This is a genomic window from Paraburkholderia caledonica, assembly GCF_000383275.1.
In the GTDB taxonomy this organism is placed as follows: domain Bacteria; phylum Pseudomonadota; class Gammaproteobacteria; order Burkholderiales; family Burkholderiaceae; genus Paraburkholderia; species Paraburkholderia caledonica.
Map to the genome: position 1 here is coordinate 484,112 of NZ_KB911037.1, position 23,369 is coordinate 507,480.

The window sequence follows — 23,369 nt, forward strand, 5'->3', positions numbered from 1 at the left end:
GCCACGGTTGCGCTTCGCTCAGAACCGGTAGTTGATCGAGACGTCCGCAACGCCATTGGCCTTGCGGTGCGTGATCGGGCTATTCCCGGCACTGCCGACGAGTTGCTGGAACGCGCCGTCGGCGGTAGCAAACCAGTGCTTGTCGAACAGCCATACAGCACTAACGCCGAAGCCGACCGACTTGAAACCCGCACTCGCGTGGTACTGAGGGAATTTGGAATGGGCGGCCTGGTTCTGGTTCACGCCGAACCAGCTGTTCATATAAGTGGAGTCCGCGAGCGTCACGTTGGGGCCGGCGAACCAGAAGAATTTCTTCGAACTGCCCGGCATTGGCATATACGCTCCGAGATCGCCGATCCACCCGTTTGAGCCTCCGAAATAGCGGCGCACGGCTGCGCGCAGCACGAGCGGAAAGTCTCTCGATACAACGTATTCGCCCGAGAGCTTCAAACCCGGCGCCGGATTGATGTTGCCGAGACCGTTCAGTTCCTGCGGATCGTCGTGAGCGCGACGACCGAGGTCGTACACCACGGCGAGGCTTGCACGCCAGTTCTCGCCTTGTGCGAAGTTCGCCCCGAAACCTTCGCCGCTCGACAGGAAGAACAGGTCTTTATAGCGGACGTCGATGCTGGGACCCGCCATCAGGTGATACCGCTCCGAGCCTTCGTAGCGCGGCTGGAAAGACGTAGCGGCGCCAACGCGCACCTGCCAGTCGGGAATGTTCGGCTGCCACATCTTTTGCAGCGGAATACCGACCGAGTATTGCCACTCGCCCAACGGCGAAGGCGTCTGCGCAGACGCAACCCCCGGTAGCGCGGCAAAGCCGCCAATAGTCATGGCCACCATGGAAGTAGCCGCGATGCCTGTTTGTTTATTGCGGACCTTGCCGATCCGCTTTCTACGGCTGTTCAACACCAATGCCTCCAATCTCGCGTATCGCGAAGAGGGTTTATCTTTTCCGGCCCGGCTCACCCGCGCAGCACAAGAGTCGGGCCGACCGCCGCGTTGCTACGCGCAGCATGTAAGTTTTTCAGCAACCGACACGCATTGCACGGCAAAACGCGCAAATTGAAGGTCTGCCGATAGGAGGAACAAGCTTCCTGCCCACGTATTCGTCATAACAGACCATGCGAAAGTTTTGCCGACGGACGAGCTAGTGCAAGATATGGGCCCAAGCGATTGAAGCATGCCTCCATTGCCTTGCAGACGGTGCTTGGCGGGTCACGGTCGATGGCTGCCGAACGCGGCGGCGATCGTCGGCAGAAAGCCTTGTAATAGAAAAGCGCCGCTCAGGGGCGGCGCTCCTACACGCGCACAATAAGCACGACTTCAGCGCTTCCGGCGTTTCTATTGCGCTGCCTGAACCAGCACTGGCGTGTCGCGATACAGATTGGGGAACATACGTTTCAGATTGGCCACCTTCGGCATGTCATATAGCGCGATGTACCCCGAGTTCGGATGCTGCGTCAGATAGTTCTGGTGATAGAACTCCGCGGGGTAGAAGCCTTTGAACGGCTCCGCCTTCGTCACGATTGGCGCTGCGAATGCATGCGCCTTCTGGAGCTGCGCGATGTAGCCCTGTGCGACGCGCCGCTGCATATCGTTCAGCGGAAACACCGCCGAGCGATACTGCGTGCCGCTGTCGGGCCCCTGGCGATCGAGTTGCGTCGGGTCGTGAATCACCGAGAAATACACCTGCAACAACTGGCCGTAGGTGACCTGAGTGGGGTCGAACGTGACCTGCACGGATTCCGCGTGCCCGGTCGCGCCGCCGCTCACCGTTTCATAGTTGGCGGTGTCGCGCTGGCCGCCCGAATAGCCCGACACGGCCTGCTTTACGCCCCGCACATGCTGAAATACGCCTTGCACGCCCCAGAAGCAGCCGCCTGCGAACACGGCGGTTTCTTCGTGAGCCGTGGCCGCGGCGACCGGCTCATCGAGCGCGGGGGGCGCGATGGCCACTGCGCCCTCGGATGAAAACGCCATTCGTTGTGCAAGCAGCAGCGCGAGCGCACCGAAACCAACGGAGAGTGAAAGTCTGGCCGCACGGGAGCGGACGCTCTTGCGGTCGATATGTTTGTCCATGTTCATGATGTCCTGTCCTGATTCCGCCTTCGCAAAGGCACGCGGTTCACTCTTGCCGGCGCGGATTGCGTATGACCCGAGTGTCCACAGTGTTAGTCGCACATGCGGCGCGTTAATGACATGCACCCCGACAGCATGCGCCCGTTTGCGGCTTCGTGCCTGATGGCACGGGCGTCAGAGCGGGAATCGGGTGGTCGACAAGATCTCCTTGAGCACCATAAACGAGCGAATTTGCCGCACGCCCGGCAAATAAAGCAGCTGTTCCGCGTGAAGACGGTTGAAGCTGTCGCTGTCGCGCGTGCGAATCGTCATGAAGTAATCGAATTCGCCGGTCACGACGTGGCACTCCATGCAACCGGCCACCTTCTGCGCGGCTCTCTCGAACTCGGCGAACGATTCGGGCGTTGAGCGATCGAGCACCACGCCGATGATGACGAGCATGCCGGCGCCCGCCGCCTTCGGGTCGATCAACGCGACAACGCCGCGAATCAATCCCGATTCCTTGAGCCGCTCGACTCGCCGCAAGCAAGCCGGCGCGCTCAGTTTCACCTTCGCAGCCAGCGCGACGTTCGAGATCGACGCGTCCGTTTGCAAGTGACGCAGGATCGCCCGGTCGATGCGATCGAGCGATTGCAGCGGATCGGCTTCCGCAGTTGCCGTGGCGCGGGTTGCGGCAAGGCCGCGAACTTTAGTTTTGTTCATTTGCTTCCGTGCACAATTTCGATAGGCCTATCTCATTGTTACATTACCAAAATTTTGCTTGCACGATTTTATTCGCAAGCTCATTTCCCGGCGTTTTTCCTACCATGTGTTGACCGCGGTTGCCACGCACCGCGCCGAACCAACCGACACCGGAGATACCATGAACTTGCAACGATTTCCCCGCTATCCGCTCACCTTCGGGCCAACACCCATCCAGCCGCTCAAGCGGCTGAGCGATCATCTGGGCGGCAAGGTGCATCTCTATGCCAAGCGCGAGGACTGCAACAGCGGCTTCGCGTTCGGCGGCAACAAGACGCGCAAGCTCGAATATCTGATTCCCGAAGCACTCGCGCAAGGCTGCGATACGCTCGTGTCGATCGGCGGCATCCAGTCGAACCAGACGCGCCAGGTCGCGGCAGTGGCCGCGCATCTCGGCATGAAGTGCGTACTCGTGCAGGAAAACTGGGTCAACTATTCGGACGCCGTGTACGACCGCGTCGGCAACATTCAGATGTCGCGCATCTTGGGCGCGGACGTGCGCCTCGTGCCGGACGGCTTCGACATTGGCTTTCGTAAGAGCTGGGAAGACGCGCTCGAAAGCGTGCGCGCCGCCGGCGGCAAGCCATACGCGATTCCGGCAGGCTGCTCCGACCATCCGCTGGGCGGTCTCGGCTTTGTCGGTTTCGCCGAAGAAGTGCGCCAGCAGGAGGCGGAACTCGGCTTCAAGTTCGACTACATCGTGGTGTGCTCGGTGACGGGCAGCACACAGGCAGGCATGGTGGTGGGTTTCGCCGCCGACGGCCGCGCAGATCGCGTGATCGGCATCGACGCGTCGGCGAAACCGGCGCAGACCCGCGAGCAGATCACGCGAATCGCGAGTCGCACCGCGGAGAAAGTGGGCCTCGGCCGAGATATCACGGCTAACGACGTCGTGCTCGACGAACGCTTCGGCGGCCCCGAATACGGCCTGCCGAACGACGGCACGCTAGAGGCGATCCGCCTGTGCGCCCGTCTGGAAGGCGTGCTCACCGACCCGGTGTACGAAGGCAAGTCGATGCACGGAATGATCGACATGGTGCGCAATGGCGAATTTCCCGAGGGCTCGCGCGTGCTCTATGCGCATCTCGGCGGCGTGCCTGCCCTGAACGGCTATAGCTTTATCTTCCGCGACGGCTGATCATCGCGAGACATGCAGCGGCCCGCGTCCGTTTTCGAACGTGGGGCCGTTGCCGCCGGTCGCTACGCTGCAAGACGCTTTTTCAGATGTTTGTGCAGAAAGTCGACGAAAGCACGAATGGTCAGCGAGCTTTGCCGATGCTGCGGGTAGACGGCATAGACACCCGTCGCGCTCGGCAGGAAGTCATCGAGCACGGTGACGAGCTGGCCGCTTCGCAGCGCGCCGGCGACAATAAAATCAGGAAGCCGAACTATTCCGAGGCCGGCTACCGCCGCATCGCGGATCAGGTCGCCATTGTTGGCGCGCAGCGGCCCGTGTACTTCGAAGCCCTTCAACGCGCCATCTACTGCAAAATCCCACGTCACCACGCCGCCGTGTCCGTAGAGCAGACATGAATGGCGCGCGAGGTCGGCAGGCGTAGCGGGCGCGCCGCGACGGCGCAGATAGCCCGGGCTGCAACACGCGACGAGATTCACATCCACCAGTTTTTGCGCGATGAGCGTGGAGTCAGGCAGCACGCCGATTCGCACCGCCATGTCGAACCCCTCACCGACCACGTCGACGGTGCGGTCGCTCAACTCCATGTCGAAGCGCACGTCGCCATGCTCGCGCAGGAAGTCGGCGACGAGCGGCGACAGATGCATCATGCCGAACGACATCGGCGCGCTCACCCTCAGCAGCCCACGCGGCCCGGCTCGCCGCAGCGACATGGCCTGCTCCGCTTCCTCCACCTCGCCCAGAATGCGTCTGGCGCGCTCGTAGAACTCCTGTCCCAGTTCTGTCACGGCCAGCTTGCGCGTGTTGCGCACGAGGAGCGGCACGCCGAGCGCTTCTTCGAGCGCCATAACCCGGCGGCTGACGAACTGCTTCGACAGCGACAGGCGCTTGGCGGCAGCGGTGAAGTTATGAGCGTCGACCGCAGCGACGAAGATCCGCATGTCATCGAGTTGCATTGTCATTGTCCACTGATATGAGACGGTGTTTCTGATTTTAGCCCGATTAAAGCCGTTCAAGTTGACCTAAACTGTCGTTCATGGATCACGGACAAGCAGTTGCCCGGATCGCCCGCAACGAAAGTTGCATGGACCCAGAACATGCGCGTCGCGCAACCTCTGGTCGACAGGAGAAAGAGATGCTTGAAATCAGACACGCCAATCAACGCGGCCGCGCGGAACACGGCTGGCTCAGCTCGCGTCATACGTTTTCGTTCGCGAACTATCACGATCCGAAGCAAAACGGCTTCTCCGATCTGCTCGTGATCAACGACGACCGTGTCGCGCCGGCTCAAGGCTTCGGCAAGCACCCGCATCGCGATATGGAAATTTTCTCGTACGTGCTGGAAGGCGCGCTCGAGCATAAGGACACCATGGGAACCGGCTCGGTGATCGTGCCCGGCGACGTCCAGTTGATGAGCGCAGGAACCGGCGTGGCGCACAGCGAATACAACCATTCGAAGAGCGAGCCGGTGCACTTCCTGCAGATCTGGATAGCGCCGGCGAAAAAGGGAACCGAGCCACGCTATCAGCAGCAGCACTTCAGCGCGGACGACAAGCGCGGTGTGCTGCGCCTCGTTCTGTCGCCGGACGGCGCGAGCGGTTCGCTGGTGTTGCAACAGGACGCACGCGTCTATGCCGGACTCTTCAACGGCGACGAAACGGCGCAGCTGCAACTGGCGAGCAACCGTTATGCATACGTCCATGTGGCGCGCGGCAGCGTCACTGTGAACGGCGTGGAACTCGGTGAAGGCGACGGCGCCCGTGTGCGCGGCGAAGAAGCACTGACCTTCACCCAAGGCCGCGACGCAGAAGTACTGGTGTTCGACCTGCGCGATAACGAAGTGTCGGACTTGTGGGGCTAAGCCGTTCGTCTTCACAGGCTTACGCTTGAGCAAGAGCCGCCCGGTTTCACAACCGGGCGGCTTTTTTTTCGCGTTGGCGCTGGCTGTCAGCGCAGTCTGGCGGGATGTCCAGTACACATCCGCGTCCACAAATAAGAACGGCGGCCCGCGGGCCGCCGTCTTTCATTACCAGCTAAATCTTATCGTCAAACCGCAGCTTCGGCTTCGACTTCGCTAACGGTTTCCGTTTCTTCGCTGTTGCGGATCAGGTGATCGAACGCGGAGAGCGATGCTTTCGCGCCCTCGCCGACTGCAATCACGATCTGCTTGAACGGCACCGTGGTCACGTCGCCGGCCGCGAACACGCCCGGCACCGACGTCGCACCGCGTGCGTCGACGACAATCTCGCCGTGCTTCGACAACTCCACCGTGCCCTTCAGCCACTCGGTGTTCGGCACCAGACCGATCTGCACGAATACGCCTTCCAGTTCGACGTTCTTCACTTCGCCCGAACGCAGGTCCTTGTAGACGAGACCGTTGACCTTCTTGCCGTCGCCGGTGATTTCGGTAGTCTGCGCCTGCGTGACGATGGTCACGTTGGCGAGGCTGCGCAACTTGCGCTGCAGCACTTCGTCGGCACGCAGCGTCGCGCCGAATTCGAACAGCGTGACTTCACGCACGATACCCGCGAGGTCGATTGCCGCTTCCACGCCCGAGTTGCCGCCGCCGATCACCGCGACACGCTTGCCCTTGAAGAGCGGACCGTCGCAGTGCGGGCAATACGCCACGCCGTGATTGCGGTACTCGCGCTCGCCCGGCACGTTGATTTCGCGCCAGCGGGCGCCCGTGGCCAGAATGATCGTTTTGGCCTTCAGCACCGCGCCGTTTGCGAGGCGCACTTCGTTGATGCGGCCGGGAATCAGCGCTTCGGCGCGCTGCACGTCCATGATGTCGACTTCATACGTTTTCACGTGCTGTTCGAGCGCCGTAGCGAACTTCGGCCCTTCGGTTTCCGTGACGGAGACGAAGTTCTCGATCGCCAGCGTGTCGAGTACCTGACCGCCGAAGCGTTCCGCGACGACGCCGGTCGCAATTCCCTTGCGCGCCGAATAAATCGCGGCAGCCGCGCCAGCGGGACCGCCGCCGACGATGAGCGTGTCGAACACCGGCTTATTTTCAAGTTCCTTCGCGGCACGTGCACCGGCGTTGGTATCGAGCTTTGCGAGAATTTCCTTCACGCCGCTACGACCCTGGCCGAACACTTCGCCATTGAGAAACATGGTCGGCACGGCCATGATCTGGCGTGCGTCGACTTCGTTCTGGAACAGCGCGCCGTCGATCGCCACGTGGCGAATGCGCGGGTTGATGAGCGCCATGACGTTCAGCGCCTGCACGACTTCCGGGCAGTTCTGGCACGACAGCGAGAAATACGTTTCGAACTGATAGTCGCCGTCGAGACTGCGGATCTGTTCGATCACCGCGTCATCGAGTTTGACCGGATGGCCGCCGACCTGCAGCAATGCGAGGACGAGCGACGTGAATTCATGCCCCATCGGAATGCCCGCGAAGCGGATGCCGATGTCCTTGCCGGGCTCGCCGATCGAAAACGACGGCTTGCGTTCGCTGTCGCCGCGACGTTCGATCACGGTGACACGTTCCGACAACGTCGCGATATCGTTCAGCAATGCCAGCAGCTCTTGCGATTTCGCGCTGTCGTCGAGCGAGGCGACGATCTCGATAGGCCTGCTAACCTTTTCGAGGTACGTTTTCAACTGAGTCTTGAGATTGGCATCAAGCATGGCTATTCGATTCCGTGACGATGGGGTGTTGGGTTCCCGGCCCCGCCTGTGTCCGATAGGACACAGGCGAACCGGGGACGCGCGAACCGCTGTAAGAAGCGGCCCGCACGCCGATGCGCCGCTAAGGCGCTAGTACTGCCTGAGGCTTTGAAGCTGCCGAACCTTAGATCTTGCCGATCAGGTCGAGCGACGGGGTCAGCGTTTCAGCGCCCGGCGTCCACTTGGCGGGGCAGACTTCACCCGGATGTGCTGCGATGTATTGCGCAGCTTGCACCTTGCGCAGCAGTTCGCCAGCGTCACGGCCGATGCCGTTGTCATGGACTTCGCACAGCTTGATCTCGCCTTCCGGGTTGATCACGAACGTGCCGCGCAGCGCCAGACCTTCTTCTTCGATCAGCACGTCGAAATTGCGCGAGATCGCGAGGGTCGGGTCAGCGATCATCGGATACTTGATCTTCTGGATCGTGTCCGACGTGTCGTGCCATGCCTTGTGCGTGAAGTGCGTGTCGGTCGACACGCTGTAGATTTCAACGCCGAGCTTCTGGAAATCGGCGTAGCGATCGGCCAGGTCACCCAGTTCGGTCGGGCAAACGAACGTGAAGTCGGCCGGATAGAAAACGAAAACCGACCACTTGCCCTTCAGGCTTTCTTCAGTGACGGTCACGAAATCGCCGTTGTGATAAGCCTGTGCCTTGAACGGTTTGACTTGACTATTGATGATCGGCATTTACTGAGTCCTCTTTCTGAGTGGTTGGAAAGTGGAGTCAGTATGTCAGACGGCGCTTAATAGGTAAAGTGGATTGTTTTAATTATATTGATAGATTTGTGCTATCTGATCCGGCCCCGTCGGCTATCGCGCGCCATCCGCTTTAAGCAGCCGCCACAGCGTAGTGCGGCCGATGCCCAGCGCCCGGCTTGCCGCTGCACGGTTGCCGCCGCAGCGTGCCAGTGCTTCCAGTGCGTCGTCGCGGCTCGGCGCGGCGCGGGCGGCGCCGGGCGTGGCGGCGTCTGCGGAAATTCTAACAAGCCTCCCGTTGCCGCCCGCTTGCTCCATACGGCTGAATTCGGGAAACAGCGCCAACAGGTCGCGCTGAACGTTGCCATCAGGATCGACGCGCTGCTCACTCGCTGCATCGCCGAGATAGATCGCTGCGCGCGCCAGCAGATTTTCCAGTTCCCGCACGTTGCCCGGCCACGCGTAGCGCTCGAAGAGCGGCGTCAGAAACTGCAGAACCCGGTCGCTTGCCGCTTCAGACAATCCATATTGGAGCGCATCACGGCTTAACAAGTGCCGCGCCAGCAAAGCGACGTCGGCGCGCCGCTCACGCAGCGGCGGCAATTCTATCTGAAGCAGATTCAGACGAAAATACAGATCCGCGCGAAACCCGCCCTCGTCGACGAGCGCGTGCAGGTCGCGGTGCGTGGCGGCTATCACCCGCACGTCGACGGGTGTCGCGCGGCCCGAGCCGAGCTTCATCACCTCGCGTTCCTGGAGCACGCGCAGCAGCCGGCTTTGCAGCGCGGGCGGCATTTCGCCGATTTCATCGAGAAAAATAGTGCCGGTGTGAGCCATTTCAAACAGGCCGGGCTTGCCGCCGCGCCGCGCGCCGGTGAACGCGCCTTCCTCGTGACCGAACAGTTCGCTTTCGATCAGCCCCTCGGGAAGCGCCGCGCAATTGAACGCGACGAACGGATTGCCGCGCCGCGGGCTTGCATTGTGGATGCCCTGCGCGACCAGTTCCTTGCCGGTGCCGCTTTCGCCGGTCAATAAGACGGTGACATCGTGCGCCGCGCCGGCGCGCGCGAGCCGGCGCACGCGTTCGAGCGCCGCCGATTCGCCGATCAGATCGTCCAGCCGATGCCGCGCAACCAGATGCCTCGGCCGCTGACTGGTGCGCAACGACCGGTCGATCCGCTGCGCGACCAGCGCGTCCTGCCCCGTCACGACGACGCCCGAGCGCGCGCCCTGCTCGACTATCGGCACACAATTGACGATCAGCGAGCGCTCGCCGATCTGCTCGATGCGCTCGTCGAGCGCGCCGTCGCCTTGCAGCGCCTTGCGCAGCCACGGGCCGACCGTCCGCGCGAGTTGCGCCGAAACGTCCCGGTCACGGTCGAGGCCCAGTAGCTCGAGCATCGCGGGGTTGACGGCTTCGAGCCGGCCTGCGTCGTCGAAGGCGGCCACGCCGTCGCGCAGATGCGCGACGATCGTGTTCAGGCGCACGCGCTTCGACTCCTTCTGGCGGCTCACGCGCGCGAGTTCGACCGAGCGCTCGAACGCTTCCTCGACGGCGCCAAGCGAGTACAGGAACACGCTCTCCAGACCCTCCTGCTGCGCGAGATCGCAAGCCATGCCCGGTCCGATGATTACGCGGCAGCCTTCGGCGGCGAGATCCCTCACTGCGGTTCTGACCTCATCGACCGAGCGGTAGGCGCGCTGTTTCAGGCCGACGCTCAGCCAGCCGCTGAGATCGGCCAGTTCATGCGAGATCGTTTCGTGCAGCACGAGCCCGATCGGCTCGTTGGGCCAAACGGTGGTGGCGCGGGTGATCGCGCTCAGGACGTCGAAGCCGTTCACCTTGACCATGACGACAGGCACGCTCAGGTGGTCGCGCAAATACGCACCGTTCGAGCCCGCCGCGAGCACGACGTCGACGGAGCCCACGTCGACGTACGCCTGCAGCGCGGTGACAGCCGAGCCATAGCCTTCGCGAATCGAGAAAAATCTCGCACGGCCGGCGTAGCGCGGTGCAATCGTCTCGCAAAGCGATTCGAGGCGGCTGATACTTACCAGTGCAATCCCCGGGCGGCCCGAATCTGCGTTGACGAGAGACGGCGCAAAGGTCGACATGTGAAACGCTCCAGAAGAGGCGGTTGAAACGTTCCACGATCGTTTCAGGAAACGTTTCATGGAACAGTCAACCATTCTGCCACGAAACGCCGACTGCGAGCCTCGCTTCACTAAGCGATTGATTTCACGACGTTACTTGTCAGCGCCGACTCGTTGGCATACTTTCTGCCTTTTCGAGGCCACCCTTACTGAGCTTTCCCTCCGGAGACACCCGTCATGACAACTTCCGCCGCGCGCCGCGCCGCCTTCCGCGCCAAGGTCAACGAACGCCAGGGCCTGCTCGTGCCAGGCGCGTTCAACGCGATGAGCGCTCGCGTTATCGAGGACGCCGGTTTCGAGGCGATCTACATCACCGGCGCGGGCGTCACCAACATGTCGCTCGGCTTGCCCGACCTCGGCTTCATTGGTCTTGCAGAGGTCGCCGAGCACACCGCGCGAATTCGCGATGCGGTTGCGCTACCGCTGATCGTCGACGCGGACACCGGCTTTGGCAACGCGTTGAACGTACGCCAGACCGTGCGCGTGCTGGAGCGCAGCGGAGCCGACGTGATCCAGTTCGAAGACCAGGTGATGCCGAAGAAGTGCGGGCACTTTTCCGGCAAGGAAGTGATCGGCGCCAGCGAAATGGCAGGCAAGATCCGCGCGGCGGTCGACGCTCGCGAGGACGGGAATCTGCAGATCATGGCGCGCACCGACGCCGCGGCAGTCCACGGTATCGAAGACGCGATCGAGCGCGGTCATCGCTTTATCGAGGCGGGCGCCGACATTCTCTTCATCGAAGCAACGGAGTCGCTGGCGGACATCGAGCGTTTGCCGTCGCTGTTCGACAAGCCGCAGCTGATCAACATCGTGATCGGCGGCAAGACACCGGTGCAGTCACGTGAAGCGCTCGCGAAGCTCGGCTACGGCATCGTGCTGTACGCGAACGCCGCCTTGCAAGGTGCGGTGCTCGGCATGCAACGCGCGCTCGGCAGCCTGAAGAGCAACGGCCGCCTCGACGAGGACGCGACGCTCGTCGCTCCGTTCAGCGAGCGCCAGCGTCTCGTGAACAAGCCGTTGTATGACCGGCTGGACCGCGAATACGCGGCGAAGGACTGAACCGCGGGTCGCATCGAAACGTGTTTGCTGACGGCCGGGCACGGCACGCGACGTGCTCGGCATGAGTCATACATGAGTCAGCACAAGTCAGCACGAGTCGGCGCGCTGTTTGGACTGGACGCATTGGTCTGTGCCACGCATCACCTATGCAGCGCCCCCGATTGCGATAGGATTCAGAGCCGGCGATATATCACCGCGGCACGCGTCCAGTGCAAGTCATTCTGCTAGCAGCATGACCGACGCGTTCCCCCGGCCCCGTTCCTGTCGCTCGTCCGCTTTGCAGGGACGGCGAAAACACGTATTCGAGAGAAAGTCAAAAACATGAAGTGCATAGCATTGCGTATTTCGCGTGGAATTCGCCCATGCGCTCGCGGCCTTCGCGACGTACACACGCGCACGCTGCCGGGGGCCATGCAATGAACGCAAGCAGCACGCCTCTGAAGCATGCCGGCTGGTTGCCGTATATCGTCGCGGCGACGTTTTTCATGGAATACCTCGACACCACGGTGATCGCAACCGCGCTGCCGCAGATGGCGCACTCGTTCGGCGTCGGGCCCAACAGCATCAGTCTCGGCATGACGGCCTACATGCTGGCGCTGGCGATTTTCATCCCGGCGAGCGGCTGGGTCGCCGACCGCTGCGGCTCGCGCACCGTGTTCTTCAGCGCGATCGGCGTGTTCACGGTCGCCTCGGTGCTGTGCGGGCTGTCGCAGAACGTCGCAGAATTCACCGCCGCGCGTTTGCTGCAAGGCATCGGAGGCGCGATGATGGTGCCGGTCGGCCGGCTGATCGTGGTTCGCAGCACCGAGAAAAGCCGCATGATGCAGGCCATTTCAACGATAACGTGGCCCGCAATCGCCGCGCCGGTAATCGGCCCGCCAGTCGGCGGCTTCATTACCACTTATGCGTCGTGGCGCTGGATTTTCCTGCTCAATGTGCCGTTCGGTCTCGCGGCCATGGCCGTGGCGCTCGCGTTGGTGCCCAACCTGCGCGGCAGCGAACGCAAGCCGCTCGACGTCGTCGGTTTGCTGCTGAGCGGCACCGCGCTCACTGCGATTCTGTACGGCGCGGAACTGGCAAGCCAGCCCGCCGAGAACCCGTGGATCGGTGGGGCGATCATCGTCCTGGGCCTGGTGGTGGGTGCCGTCGCGTTCCAGCATGCCAAGCGGCATCCGCATCCGTTGATCGACGTTTCCACGCTGAAAATCCCCACGTTTTCGGTGACGGTCATAACGGGCTCATTCACGCGCATTGGCATCGGCGCGGTACCTTATCTGATGCCGCTGCTGTTCCAGGTCGGCTTCGGCTTGTCGGCGTTCAAGTCCGGGCTGCTGCTGCTCGCCAGCGCGCTCGGCAATCTCGGCATGAAGGCGCTGACCACGCGAATCCTGCAACGTTTCGGCTTTCGCATGGTGTCGATTGTCGATGTGACGGTGGCCGGCATTTTCATCATTGCGTGCGGGTTGCTGACGCCGGACGTTCCGCTTGCGCTCGTGCTGATCGTCGTGTTCGTGTACGGCGTAGCGCGCTCGATGCAGTTTTCGACACTCGCCACACTGGCCTACGCCGACGTCGCGCAGCCGCAAATGAGCGCGGCCAGCACGCTATGGAGCGCAGCGGCTCAGATGACCATCGGCCTCGGCATTGCGTTCGGCGCGGTTTCACTGCGGGCCGCGGCGTTCTTCAACGGCGAGACGACGGGCCGCGTGTTCACGCTCGACGATTTCCGCCTCGCGTTTTTACTTGCGGGCGTGTTGACGCTCGTGTCGGTGATCGGCTACATGGGTCTTTCACGCGATGCGGGCCAGAGCATCGGCGGCGGTTCGCGCGGCGCGGAAGGCCCGGCCAAGGGTTAACAGATTTCAGGAGACGGCGTGGCGACCCCTAATGAACTGAGCGAACTTGAAGTTTCCAGCGACAAGGACAAGCTCGACGTCGCAATGGTGCACGCGTTTCTGTCGCAAGAAACGCCGTGGGCGAAAGGCATGCCCCGCGAAACGCTCGAACGCGCGATTGCCGGGTCGCTGTGTTTTGGCGGCTATGTCGGGGGCAAGCAGGTCGCGTTTGCGCGCGTGGTCACGGATCACGCGACTTTCGCGTACCTGTGCGATGTGTTCGTGCTGCCCGAGTATCGCGGCAACGGATACGCACACGCGTTGCTCACGCAACTTTTCGCGAGCGAGTCGCTGCAGGGTTTGAGGAGAATCATGCTGGCAACGACAGACGCGCACCACGTGTATCGGCCACACGGGTTCAAGGCTTTGTCGAACCCGGCGCTGTTCATGGAAGTACACGACCCGGACGTCTACGGCAGCACCTGAGCACGAAGTTCGAATGCGCCAACGCGCGCCCAGATATTGAGATCAGACGTACGCGCGCTCACGCACCCACTTGGTCACGATCCACTTTTCGCCGGCAAGCACCGGTGCGCCGCCGTGCAAGGTCAGCGGATCGAGTTGGCGCTGACCGTTCATGAAGCGGAAATACACGGCACCGCCCCGGTTCGCCGCCACCGACAAGCCCGCTTCAGGGAAGATCGTTTCGCCGCCTTCAGGCACGTCATTCAGATAGATGACGAGCGTCGCCACGCGCTGGCCGCCGCGCGCCGTATGGACCGCGCTGCCCGGTTGATCGGGCGGGAAATAGTCGTAATGCGGCCGGTATTCGCCGGTAGGGCCATAGTGCAGAACCTGCAGACCTTCGCCGTTCTCGACCGGCCAGTTCATCAGGCTCGCAATGCGCTGTTCCAACCTTTCGATCAACGGGTCTTCGCCGCGTTGATACCAGATGCCCTCACTCGTGCGGTTGCGGATCACGTCTTCCTGACCGGTCGCGGGATTGACGGTGGTCGATCGTTTCAACCGATGCCGCGAACGCTCGATCATCTCGCTGCACTCCTGCACGGACAGCACGTTCGCGAACACGATCACCTGCGGCCGCTCGCAGCGCGCCAATACCTGCACGTCCCGGTCATGGGCGTGGATCGTATTACCCTGCGCGACCGGCGCGTCGTCGTACCGGTATGTGTGTGGCGTCTTTTGCGGCAACGCCGCTTCGGTACCACCCGCCGCTGAGGCGGCCGCCGTGGGCGCGCTCGTCTCGCTCGCCGTACTTGGACCAAAGGCGGCGCGCACCGCTTCGCCGGCTGCCTCGGCGGCAAAACCGGCTTGCGTCATGGCCTCGATCATCGAGTCGATCGTGCAGCCACGCGCTGCGTTCGTGCGCAGCCATTCGTGCCACGCGGCATCCACTACCGGCATACGTGTCCCCGCTAATCGATGAAACAAGGATACTGCATCGGCCCCAACCCACGCGCTCAGGTGTTATGGTCCTGGCGCCGATAGAGTGCAAGCCCTCTTCTCGCCCGCGACCGGATCGAGCGATGCACGAGCGGCGACCAACCGAGCAGCGCGCCTCGCGCGCCCAGCGCCTGACGCATCCACGCCCACAAATCGAAACTGTCGCGATGCTCGACGATCAGCCCATCGCGGAATGCAAAGCGCGCATCGATCTGGTTGACCACCGGCCGGCCCGTCTGGCTAAACACGTAGCCAGCGGTCCAATGCGCGCGGCCGCTATGTTCGTCGGCTTCGATGCTGTCGAATGTCAGCGAAAAATCCTGCGCGCGCGTGACGAGCATGCGCCACATGTCGCGCACTTCGTCGCCGTGCAGTTCACCGAATGCGGGGTCGCTGAAAACGACGTCGTCGGCGTAGCAGGCGATCATGGTGTCGGCGTCGCGCCGCTGGAACGCGGTGTAGAAGCGCTCGATCAGTTGAATATTGGAGTGGCTCATTGTTCTGGTATTTGCGTTGCCCGTATTGGAGCGCGAGTTGCAGCCGCGTTGCAGCCGAGTTGCACCCGCGTTGAAGCCGCGTTACAGCCAGCGATAACCGCTAACCGCAACTCGCCGGATTGTATCGAATCCTTGCCGCTGCGGGCCTGCATGCGCAGCCGCTATGCCTCGTGCGCATGCGCGCGAGCGCGGATTTCCGACAGCGAAACGTCGACCAGCAGCTTGCCCGAATCGAATACGGTGATCATCGCATCTTCCCAATCGCCTTCACCTGCCGCCGCGTTCACTGCTGGCGCGAGCGGCAGCGTCGCCGTGCGGTAGTCGCCCGTTCGACGGTTGCGCAACAGCGTGAGGCGTCCTTTCATCGACCGTTTGCTTGTGTCCGTCACCGGATCTTTCGATACGTCGTGCCATGTATCCCCGAGGCGGATTGCCGAGCACTTCATCGCAAAACGCTGAGTGTCGCGATTGATCTGCTGCAACAGCGCGCCGCCCATGCCGAACACGATGTTGTCCGCCGCGAAGCCCGCATGGTCCATTGCGGCGAGAATGGCCTCGAGCGAGTCGGGATTCACGCCGTCGCCCTGAATCACTCGCACGTTGTTGAGCACGCGGCGCCCCTTGCTGTTCAGGACCGATCCAAACGACGCCTCCAGCGCATGCAAGGTCTGCAAGACGATAGATTGCGGATCGCCCGAATCCGGTCTGATTACAAGCGTGCCGCCGGAATCGAGCACGGCCTGCTTCAGATCGGTGCCCCAAACCTTGAGCGCCGCGTACAGATCGTAGGAGTCCGATACCACCGAAACGATTGCGCCCGGCCTGGCGAACTTCGCGATCATGTTCCGATACGCGTCGGTCTCGCGCTCGCGGCCCCATGAGGTGACCGTGCTGTGCTCGGCGGCCGGCACCGAGAAAGCGGCCATGCTCTCGTTGTAGTAGTGATTCGCCGCGACCACGCCGAGCACCGTGTCGGAGCCCATGAAGCTCACGAGATGCGCGGCGCCGCCGATTGCCGCCGACTCCGCGCTCGACACGCCGCGCGCCCCGAAATCATGCAGCTTGAACGGCAGTTGCGTGAGGTCGTCGCTCGTCTTTGACAGATAGGCGTGAATCGTCTTGCGCAGATGCCAGCTTTGGGTCGCTACCGTGACCGGATACCACACGCGCAGCAGCATGGTTTCCAGATATGAGGCGAGCCAGAATACCAGCGGATCGTCGCACTCGACGGTGACGAGCACGTTATGCGTAGGCACCACCGAACCCTCGGGCACTGCGCGAATCCGCACCGGCAAATACCCGTTGTGATGCTCGACGATATGACGCCAACCGGCTTCGTTGAACGGCTCGCCATGCGCGCTGAAAAACGCCTTCGCCTGCTCGATCATTGCCGCTGTGATGGGCCGGCACAGATACTCCTTGATCAGCATCTGCAGGCCGAAAAAGAGCGTGCAATCGTAGCGCCCGCCGCGCGATTCGATGTACGAGAACATCGCCGACGCTCCCGGCGGGTACTGCAGATAGTGCGATGCCTTATACGAGTCCGTGTTGAGAATCGGATTCGAGAGGATCGAAGAAATGCCGCTAAAACCGCTGGATTCGTTGGCCATGGAGGACGCCGCGCCCGGCTCGCTGACTGTGGCAGTCTCTACATGATGCCACGAAGCGTGAAGCGGCCAGCACGTCGGCGCAGCGGTTCGAATGTTCTGTCATCGTTCGGGATGCTCGCGCAAGCCACCCTCAACTCCCTCAACTCACCAGCAGCGCTCAGTCCGATTCGTCGTATTCCCGCTGACTGATGTCCGCATCGCGATCGGCGTTCCTCTCGCGCGAAACCGGCATCTCGTATGCATCGCGCAATTCCGGGCGCTGAATCTCCGCCTGCGCCTTGCGCTTCATTGCGTCGGCAATCACGAGCGTGAGCAGATCCACCGGCGGTGCGGCAAACAGTCCGCGCGGCGCACCAACGTGCGCCCGGTAACGAAGACGGATAACTTCGCCACTACGTGCCGTGGCTGGATGGTCGTGGCGCGGCCTGCACACCGGGCCGATAACGTGCGTTTTCATGACATCCCCGTTCGGTGACATGCTGACGGCTGCATGCAGCCTTCCAGGTCCGCCGTGCTCACGCTAAACACGCGAACACGGCGCCCGGTCCACCTCGCTTGTGCGCTTCTCTATGGAAGCTCTGGCCTTCTCCCCGTTTCGTCGCGCCGGTTGGTCCAGACCGTGCGCTGCCCTTTCCCCGTTTGCATGTCGCTCGCGCAAACGTTGCCGCGCGAGGTACCTGTCGTTATGTCTCCGCCACCTGCACCTCCACAGACGAAAAAATCGACGAGGTCAAAGATTTGCGTCGCCGGGTGGCGAACGACCGTTTCGCATCGGTCATTCGCCCCGTGTTATGTGACGTCCGCTTGTCCATGACCCCGCCGCAGCCTCGCAGAACGCATTGGCTTTCCCCGGCCGCGTCCGCGAGTCGTTGTGCTGCCGGTCGTTTTTTTCGACTTCCCCTCTCCCTCACCGACCGGCAGCAACAGATTCGCTGTGACTCGCTTATTGCAATGGCCATGCCATGCGGGTCGAAGTCCTGTGCCACAAGGCGTTCGCCGGCATGCGCGGCTTTGGCCGGTTTTTTCGCCGCCGTGCCATAGCTCCGATGATTCGTATACGAGACGCTCATCGAGGCCGCCATCGTGCGTAAAACGTCAATTGAACGCACGGAATATGCGCTTCATATAAGCGTTAAAGCCGGGTACACCGCGCCCCTTCGCGGTTTGCGTTCAAGTTCTGAACGAATCTGCCGACATAGCAGCAGATAGAATCGATCCAGATGCCGTGGAAAACGCGCTGTCGATTATGTTGCATACCTGAAACATCGAAAATCGCGTAACGGACCTGCTCGCTCAGGGTTCGTCCACGCGTTGTGTACTCCACCGCGCATAACGGGGCTTGACGTGTGCTGTCCGAACGGCTTCCGGTTATGCGCGCATTAGGCCGGCAATCGGGCAACTGTCCGGCCGCAATCGCGCCGCTATCAGCCGGAATCGAATAAACGCCCGTCAGGAGGGCAAACTGCCGGCTTCCTGATTTGTTTGTATAGCATTCCAAAGCGCTTTCGCTTATGTTTAAGTCACGCGCCGTTTAGAGCGCGAACAAAAAAGCCAAGGAGATAAGAAACGGTACAAGTGATTCGGGGATGAAATACTCCGGCCGGTGCAACGCGAAACGTTCACCTGTCTGCCGCCAATAGGCTGCACCTCGCAGTTCACGCTGCGCTGCTTGCCCCGCTATGACCTTACAGTCGATCGGCCGTCGCCCCCAGTAGGGCAGTAGCGCCCGCGACGGCTCAGAGCTTCGTGCCCGGGGTTGCAACCAGGCTGCTGGCTCAGTTATTCCGCAGGCCCGGTCAGGCTTGCGATCCTTGACAACGTCGAACAGCAGTCTTGAAAGCAGCACCGAATCGGGGGTAATGAATATGACTTTCGCATCTGCGGACACCGAACGCACCGTTCTTTACGTGTCGAACTCGCCCGATAAGAAACTCGCCGACTTCCTCGCCGCATCCGCATGGCACGCCGTACACGCAAAAACCACCGCGAGCGCAGAACGCATGATCGAGCGCGACAATATCAAGGTCGGCCTCATTGAACTGCCGGAAGACTGTACGTCGCAGCAACTGTCCGCCCTAGCCTCGTGCATGCGCCGGCCAGAAACGAACTGGGTCGCTCAAATTGCGCCGGGTCAGGCGGATGACGAACTGATCAGCCGTTTCATCCTCGATTACTGCTTCGACTTCGTCACACGGCCGTGGCTCAATGAGCGGCTCGTATTCGCGCTGGGTCATGCGCACGGGCTGTCGGCGCTGCGACAAGCGCATGTAACGCCGGAACCGTCGCTCGGACGGCACGGCATGGTCGGCCAGTGCGAGGCTATGCAGCAGTTGTACCGGCGCATCGACAAATGCGGCACGACAGAAGCGCCGGTGTTCGTCGCCGGCGAGTCGGGCACGGGCAAGGAGTTGACCGCGCGCGCGATCCACGAACGCTCGCCGCGCGCCGGCCGGCCGTTCGTCGCCATCAATTGCGCGGCGATTCCGCCAACCCTGTTGCAAGCGGAACTGTTCGGCCACGAGCGCGGTGCCTTTACCGGCGCGCTTCAACGCAAGATCGGGCGAATCGAAAGCGCGCACGAAGGCACGCTCTTTCTCGATGAAATCGGCGACATGCCGCACGAATGCCAGGCCGTGTTGCTGCGCTTTCTGCAGGAAGGCACGATCGAGCGGCTCGGCGGCAACGGGCCGATCCACGTGAATGTGCGGGTCATCTCGGCAACGCACGTCGACCTCGACAAGGCGGTCAAAGAAGGCCGTTTCCGGTCCGACCTGTATCACCGGCTGTGCGTGCTGCGCCTCGTCGAGCCCCCGTTGCGCGAGCGCGGCGGCGACATCAAGCTGCTCGCGAACTATGCGCTGAGCATGTACAAGCAGGACGGCGCGCGCAAGCTGCGCGGACTGTCCAGCGACGCGATCGTCGCGATGTCGAATTATGCGTGGCCCGGCAACGTGCGCGAACTGATCAACTGCGTGCGGCGCGCCGTCGTGATGAGCGAGGGCCGCTTCATCAACGCGAGCGACCTGGGTTTGCCCGAGACGGACAATGGGCCGGCCGTCACGCTCGCAGAGATTCGCAGCAAAGCCGAGAAAGACGCGATCGAACATGCGCTGCAGCGGCACGGCTACAAGTTGTCGGAGGCGGCGGCCGAGCTCGGCATTTCCCGCGCCACGCTATACCGGCTGATGCACGCGGATCGGCTGCATGCGGAGCCGTCAGGCGGGCGCACGTCGAACGCGGACCTCGACGGGGACGCAGACGGCGAACGCGAGCCTCGCATGCCTATTCCTATGTCGGCGGCTTCTGCCTAGTTCTCGCGGGGTTTTTGGGCGGGCCGCAGCCCTCCGGCGATCGGCTGCGGCAAGTCCGCCACCGGCAGCAGCATGCCCGCATCGACCTCCCCGCCCGTCCGGGCAGTCAGGTTCCCACTCGTCGATGCCGCGCGGCACCGCGGCACGCCTTGTTATGATCCCCTTCGCGTAGAGTCCGGCAGACTCAGGCAAGCAATTTGCTTTCGCCAATTGCCTTAGGCCGGCTCACGCCCGCCAGCGCGGTCTTCCTTTACAACGCGGCCGCAGTCAAAGGAACTTGTGCGACAAAAGCCGTGTCGGTTAAGGCGTCGATCAAACCGCCAGACCGACCGATGTTTCGCACGCCATCGGCACCCGCAGCCCGTCTTACACCCTATGCGCAAATTACTACACGCCTGCTTCCTCTTTTTCCTCCTTCTTGGCGCCCCGGCCGTCTTCGCGGCGGTGACGGCTGCCACGCCCGCCTCGGGCGCTACTGTCACCCTGACCCCTGAACAGGCGCGCCAAGCGCTCTCAGTCCTCAACGATCCCAAGCGCCGCGCGCAGGTGGCCGATACCTTGCAGGCCATCGCTGCTGCCGGCGCGCTGAGCACACCGGCCTCCGCCGCGCCGGCCGCCTCGGCGCCGGCTGCTGCAAGCGGCGCCGCCGCTCTCGTGCCGAACGCGTTCAAATCCAACGGACTCGCGTCCCAACTGGCTCGTCAGGGCGCGCACTGGGCCGTCAATCTGGGCGCGTCGCTGCGCAACTCGATTACGGCGCTCCTCGACGTCGCTTCGGTGCGCGCGTGGTGGAACTGGCAGTCGACAAATCCGCAGGCGCGCTCGATTCTCGCGCACGTTGCGTGGTCGCTGCTGGCCGCACTGCTGCCCGCGCTTGTGCTCGAATGGCTCGCGCGCCGTCTGTTGCGTCGCGCGTATCTCGCGCTCGCTGCGCGCCGCGAACGTGCCGACGCCGCAGACGCACCACGCACCGACTTACCGGTAGACGTCGAACCGCAGCCCGCCGACGCTGCGAACGCCGCTCCGCCGCTGCCTGCCCCGCCGGTCGCCGAGATACGGGCGGAAGCGCAGGCCAGAGCGGAGGCGAAAACAGAACCTGCGGCAAGCGCGGCAACGTCACCGGCAACCGGACAGCCTGCCGTCACGCCTGCGCCTTCAACCACGGCCGCGAACGGCAAGGTCACGGAAGCCAAGGGCAAGCAGAACGCCACGCATCACTGGACGCTTCTGCAGCGCCTGCCGCGCGCGCTATTGATCACGGTTCTGCGTCTGCTGCCGCTCGCGGTATTCGTCGGCGCGGCGAGCGCGCTCATGTCGATCTTCACCGACGACGGCACGCCGCAAGACCGCGCCCTCGATTCGCTCGTCGATATCTACGTGCTGTGCCGCGTGATCGTGATCATCAGCGGCTTTTTCCTGCAGCCCACGGCACCGCGTCTGCGTCTGCTGCGCATGAGCGATGCATGGGCCGCGTTTGTACATCGCTGGGTGATTCGCATTGTCAGCGTCGTCGGCGTGGGCTCCGCGATTGCGGAAATCGCGCACTCGCTCGGCCTGAGCGAGGCGGCGCATCTCGCGTTGATGAAGGTCGTGGCGCTCGTCGGCCACGTGATGATCTCGATCCTGATCCTGCAATGCGCGAAACCGGTCGGCGAACTCATTCGCCAGCGCATGGCCGCGCGCAAGTCGCTTGAAATGGTCGGCAATGCACTCGCCGATGCATGGGCGTGGCTCTCGGTCTTCGTCGTAATGGCTCTGTGGTTCATCTGGGCGCTCGACGTGCAAAATGGTTATCACGCGCTGCTGCATCTCGGCGGCATGTCGCTCGCCGTGCTGGTGGGCGCTCGGGTGCTCGCCATCGTCATCTTCGGCGGCCTCGCGCGGCTCTTCAACGGACACGAAGACGCCGCCGGCAAGTCGCTCGTGCATCAGCATGCGTTCCGCTATTACCCGCTGCTGCGGCGAGTGGTCTCGTGGATCATCGGCATCGTCACCGCGCTCGCGTTGCTCCAGGTGTGGGGCGTCGATGTGGGCGAGTTGTTCCGCGACGGCAGTGTCGGCCACCGCCTCGCGTCAGCCATCGTGACGATCGGCGTCGCGGCGGTGATCGCGCTCATCGTGTGGGAAAGCGTAAATGTGTCGGTCGAGCAGCGGCTGGATCGCTGGACGACGAGCGGCGACCTCGTGCGCGCCGCACGTCTGCGCACGCTGCTGCCCATGTTGCGCACCGGGCTTTTCTGCGTGATCGCACTGGTGGTCGTGCTCACGGGCCTGAGCGAACTTGGCGTGAACATCGGGCCGCTTCTTGCAGGCGCGAGTATCTTCGGCGTGGCGCTCGGCTTCGGCTCGCAAAAGCTCGTGCAGGATTTCATCACGGGCATCTTCCTGCTGATGGAAAACGCGATGCAAGTCGGCGACTGGGTGACGCTCGCGGGCGTATCCGGCACCGTCGAATATCTGTCGATCCGCACAGTGCGGCTGCGCGGCAGCGACGGTTCGCTTTTCACCGTGCCGTTCAGTTCGGTATCGACAGTGAACAACACGAATCGCGGCATCGGCAATGCGGCGGTTCGCGTGAATATCGTATTCGGCCAGGACGTGGATCTCGCGATCGACACGCTCAAGGAAATCGGGGCCGCGCTGCGCGAAGAAGAGAAGTTCAAGGACGGCATTCTGTCCGACTTCAGCTTCTGGGGCGTGGACGCCGTGGACGGCTCGGCCGTTACGCTGGCCGGACAGATGCAGTGCCGCGATTCGGCGCGCTGGGGTGTGCAGCGCGAATTCAACCGGCGCATTCTCGACCAGTTCCGCGAGCGCGGCATCGAAATCGCGAACCCGCAGCGCAATCTGCTGACGTGGGACCCGGACAGCGTCGCGCCCCGCGTCGAAGCGGGCGAGCCTCCAAAACAGGAGCCTGAGCAAGCGCCTTCGAGCAGCCCGTCCGCCGACGGCGCATCGGCGGGTGTATCGCCTGACGGCGCTTCGAAGGGTGACGCGCCAGTGGAAGACCAGATCCCTGTCGACTCGAAGCCTGCGGGCGGACCCGGCACACCGTCAAACCCGGGAGCAACGTCGCCGCACGAATGAGGTACGGGCTGCGCGC

19 protein-coding genes are annotated in these 23,369 nt (G+C 62.7%); 8 read left to right on the forward strand and 11 right to left on the reverse strand.

Features of this window, described 5'->3' with window-relative positions:
* Positions 1 to 18 precede the first annotated feature (18 nt).
* The gene (locus H281_RS0114865; protein ID WP_027804615.1) at positions 19 to 915 is read right to left on the reverse strand and encodes a MipA/OmpV family protein; all 897 of its coding nucleotides are present in this window, start codon (positions 913 to 915) and stop codon (positions 19 to 21) included.
* Between H281_RS0114865 and H281_RS36850 the strand changes: the two genes are divergently transcribed.
* Entirely contained in the window at positions 836 to 1,072 is a 237-nt protein-coding gene (locus H281_RS36850; protein WP_164701877.1) for a hypothetical protein, read from the forward strand. The genes H281_RS0114865 and H281_RS36850 overlap by 80 nt on opposite strands.
* 275 nt (positions 1,073 to 1,347) lie before the next feature.
* Here the strand turns inward: H281_RS36850 and msrA are convergent, their stop codons facing one another.
* Both msrA and H281_RS0114875 read right to left on the reverse strand, forming a co-directional pair.
* Positions 1,348 to 2,091, reverse strand: coding sequence for a peptide-methionine (S)-S-oxide reductase MsrA (gene msrA / locus H281_RS0114870; RefSeq protein ID WP_020067916.1), 744 nt, complete (start codon positions 2,089 to 2,091; stop codon positions 1,348 to 1,350).
* A 168-nt stretch (positions 2,092 to 2,259) separates the two neighbouring features.
* Positions 2,260 to 2,787, reverse strand: a complete 528-nt coding sequence (locus tag H281_RS0114875) for an Lrp/AsnC family transcriptional regulator (RefSeq protein WP_020067917.1) — start codon at positions 2,785 to 2,787, stop codon at positions 2,260 to 2,262.
* 160 nt (positions 2,788 to 2,947) lie between these two features.
* Between H281_RS0114875 and H281_RS0114880 the strand changes: the two genes are divergently transcribed.
* Positions 2,948 to 3,964 carry a 1-aminocyclopropane-1-carboxylate deaminase gene (locus H281_RS0114880; protein WP_020067918.1) on the forward strand — a complete coding sequence of 339 codons (1,017 nt, stop codon included), beginning with the start codon at positions 2,948 to 2,950 and terminating at the stop codon, positions 3,962 to 3,964.
* Between the two features lie 62 nt (positions 3,965 to 4,026).
* On the opposite strand, the gene H281_RS0114885 is transcribed toward H281_RS0114880, so the two are convergent.
* The gene (locus tag H281_RS0114885) at positions 4,027 to 4,917 is read right to left on the reverse strand and encodes a LysR family transcriptional regulator (RefSeq protein WP_020067919.1); all 891 of its coding nucleotides are present in this window, start codon (positions 4,915 to 4,917) and stop codon (positions 4,027 to 4,029) included.
* A gap of 179 nt (positions 4,918 to 5,096) precedes the next feature.
* Between H281_RS0114885 and H281_RS0114890 the strand changes: the two genes are divergently transcribed.
* Complete coding sequence (locus H281_RS0114890; protein WP_020067920.1) at positions 5,097 to 5,822, forward strand: pirin family protein; 726 nt, start codon at positions 5,097 to 5,099, stop codon at positions 5,820 to 5,822.
* A gap of 185 nt (positions 5,823 to 6,007) precedes the next feature.
* On the opposite strand, the gene ahpF is transcribed toward H281_RS0114890, so the two are convergent.
* The 3 genes from ahpF to prpR all read right to left on the reverse strand — a co-directional run bounded on the left by ahpF (position 6,008) and on the right by prpR (position 10,451).
* Positions 6,008 to 7,600, reverse strand: coding sequence for an alkyl hydroperoxide reductase subunit F (ahpF, locus tag H281_RS0114895; RefSeq protein ID WP_020067921.1), 1,593 nt, complete (start codon positions 7,598 to 7,600; stop codon positions 6,008 to 6,010).
* 163 nt (positions 7,601 to 7,763) lie between these two features.
* Positions 7,764 to 8,327 (reverse strand): alkyl hydroperoxide reductase subunit C, encoded by a 564-nt coding sequence (gene ahpC / locus H281_RS0114900; RefSeq protein WP_020067922.1) that lies wholly within the window; start codon positions 8,325 to 8,327, stop codon positions 7,764 to 7,766.
* Positions 8,328 to 8,450: 123 nt separating this feature from the next.
* Positions 8,451 to 10,451, reverse strand: a complete 2,001-nt coding sequence (gene prpR / locus H281_RS0114905) for a propionate catabolism operon regulatory protein PrpR (protein WP_020067923.1) — start codon at positions 10,449 to 10,451, stop codon at positions 8,451 to 8,453.
* A 216-nt stretch (positions 10,452 to 10,667) separates the two neighbouring features.
* Between prpR and H281_RS0114910 the strand changes: the two genes are divergently transcribed.
* The 3 genes from H281_RS0114910 to H281_RS0114920 all read left to right on the forward strand — a co-directional run bounded on the left by H281_RS0114910 (position 10,668) and on the right by H281_RS0114920 (position 13,870).
* Entirely contained in the window at positions 10,668 to 11,549 is an 882-nt protein-coding gene (locus H281_RS0114910) for an isocitrate lyase/PEP mutase family protein (protein WP_020067924.1), read from the forward strand.
* A gap of 416 nt (positions 11,550 to 11,965) precedes the next feature.
* A complete protein-coding gene (locus H281_RS0114915; protein ID WP_020067925.1) occupies positions 11,966 to 13,405 on the forward strand; it encodes an MFS transporter in 1,440 nt (479 codons plus the stop codon).
* 84 nt (positions 13,406 to 13,489) lie between these two features.
* Positions 13,490 to 13,870, forward strand: a complete 381-nt coding sequence (locus H281_RS0114920; RefSeq protein WP_042319052.1) for a GNAT family N-acetyltransferase — start codon at positions 13,490 to 13,492, stop codon at positions 13,868 to 13,870.
* Between the two features lie 42 nt (positions 13,871 to 13,912).
* On the opposite strand, the gene H281_RS0114925 is transcribed toward H281_RS0114920, so the two are convergent.
* From H281_RS0114925 to H281_RS0114940, 4 genes are all read right to left on the reverse strand, one after another.
* On the reverse strand, positions 13,913 to 14,809 hold the full coding sequence (locus H281_RS0114925) for a 2OG-Fe(II) oxygenase (RefSeq protein ID WP_020067927.1): 897 nt from the start codon (positions 14,807 to 14,809) through the stop codon (positions 13,913 to 13,915).
* Positions 14,810 to 14,865: 56 nt separating this feature from the next.
* Positions 14,866 to 15,345, reverse strand: a complete 480-nt coding sequence (locus tag H281_RS0114930; protein ID WP_020067928.1) for a nuclear transport factor 2 family protein — start codon at positions 15,343 to 15,345, stop codon at positions 14,866 to 14,868.
* A gap of 161 nt (positions 15,346 to 15,506) precedes the next feature.
* On the reverse strand, positions 15,507 to 16,955 hold the full coding sequence (locus H281_RS0114935) for a nicotinate phosphoribosyltransferase (RefSeq protein ID WP_020067929.1): 1,449 nt from the start codon (positions 16,953 to 16,955) through the stop codon (positions 15,507 to 15,509).
* Positions 16,956 to 17,112: 157 nt separating this feature from the next.
* Positions 17,113 to 17,412, reverse strand: coding sequence for a hypothetical protein (locus H281_RS0114940; protein WP_020067930.1), 300 nt, complete (start codon positions 17,410 to 17,412; stop codon positions 17,113 to 17,115).
* A 1,402-nt stretch (positions 17,413 to 18,814) separates the two neighbouring features.
* Between H281_RS0114940 and H281_RS0114945 the strand changes: the two genes are divergently transcribed.
* Complete coding sequence (locus tag H281_RS0114945) at positions 18,815 to 20,266, forward strand: sigma-54-dependent transcriptional regulator (RefSeq protein ID WP_020067931.1); 1,452 nt, start codon at positions 18,815 to 18,817, stop codon at positions 20,264 to 20,266.
* Positions 20,267 to 20,641: 375 nt separating this feature from the next.
* Positions 20,642 to 23,353: a mechanosensitive ion channel family protein gene (locus H281_RS0114950; RefSeq protein WP_020067932.1), complete on the forward strand. Its 2,712-nt coding sequence runs from the start codon at positions 20,642 to 20,644 to the stop codon at positions 23,351 to 23,353.
* Positions 23,354 to 23,369: the final 16 nt, after the last annotated feature.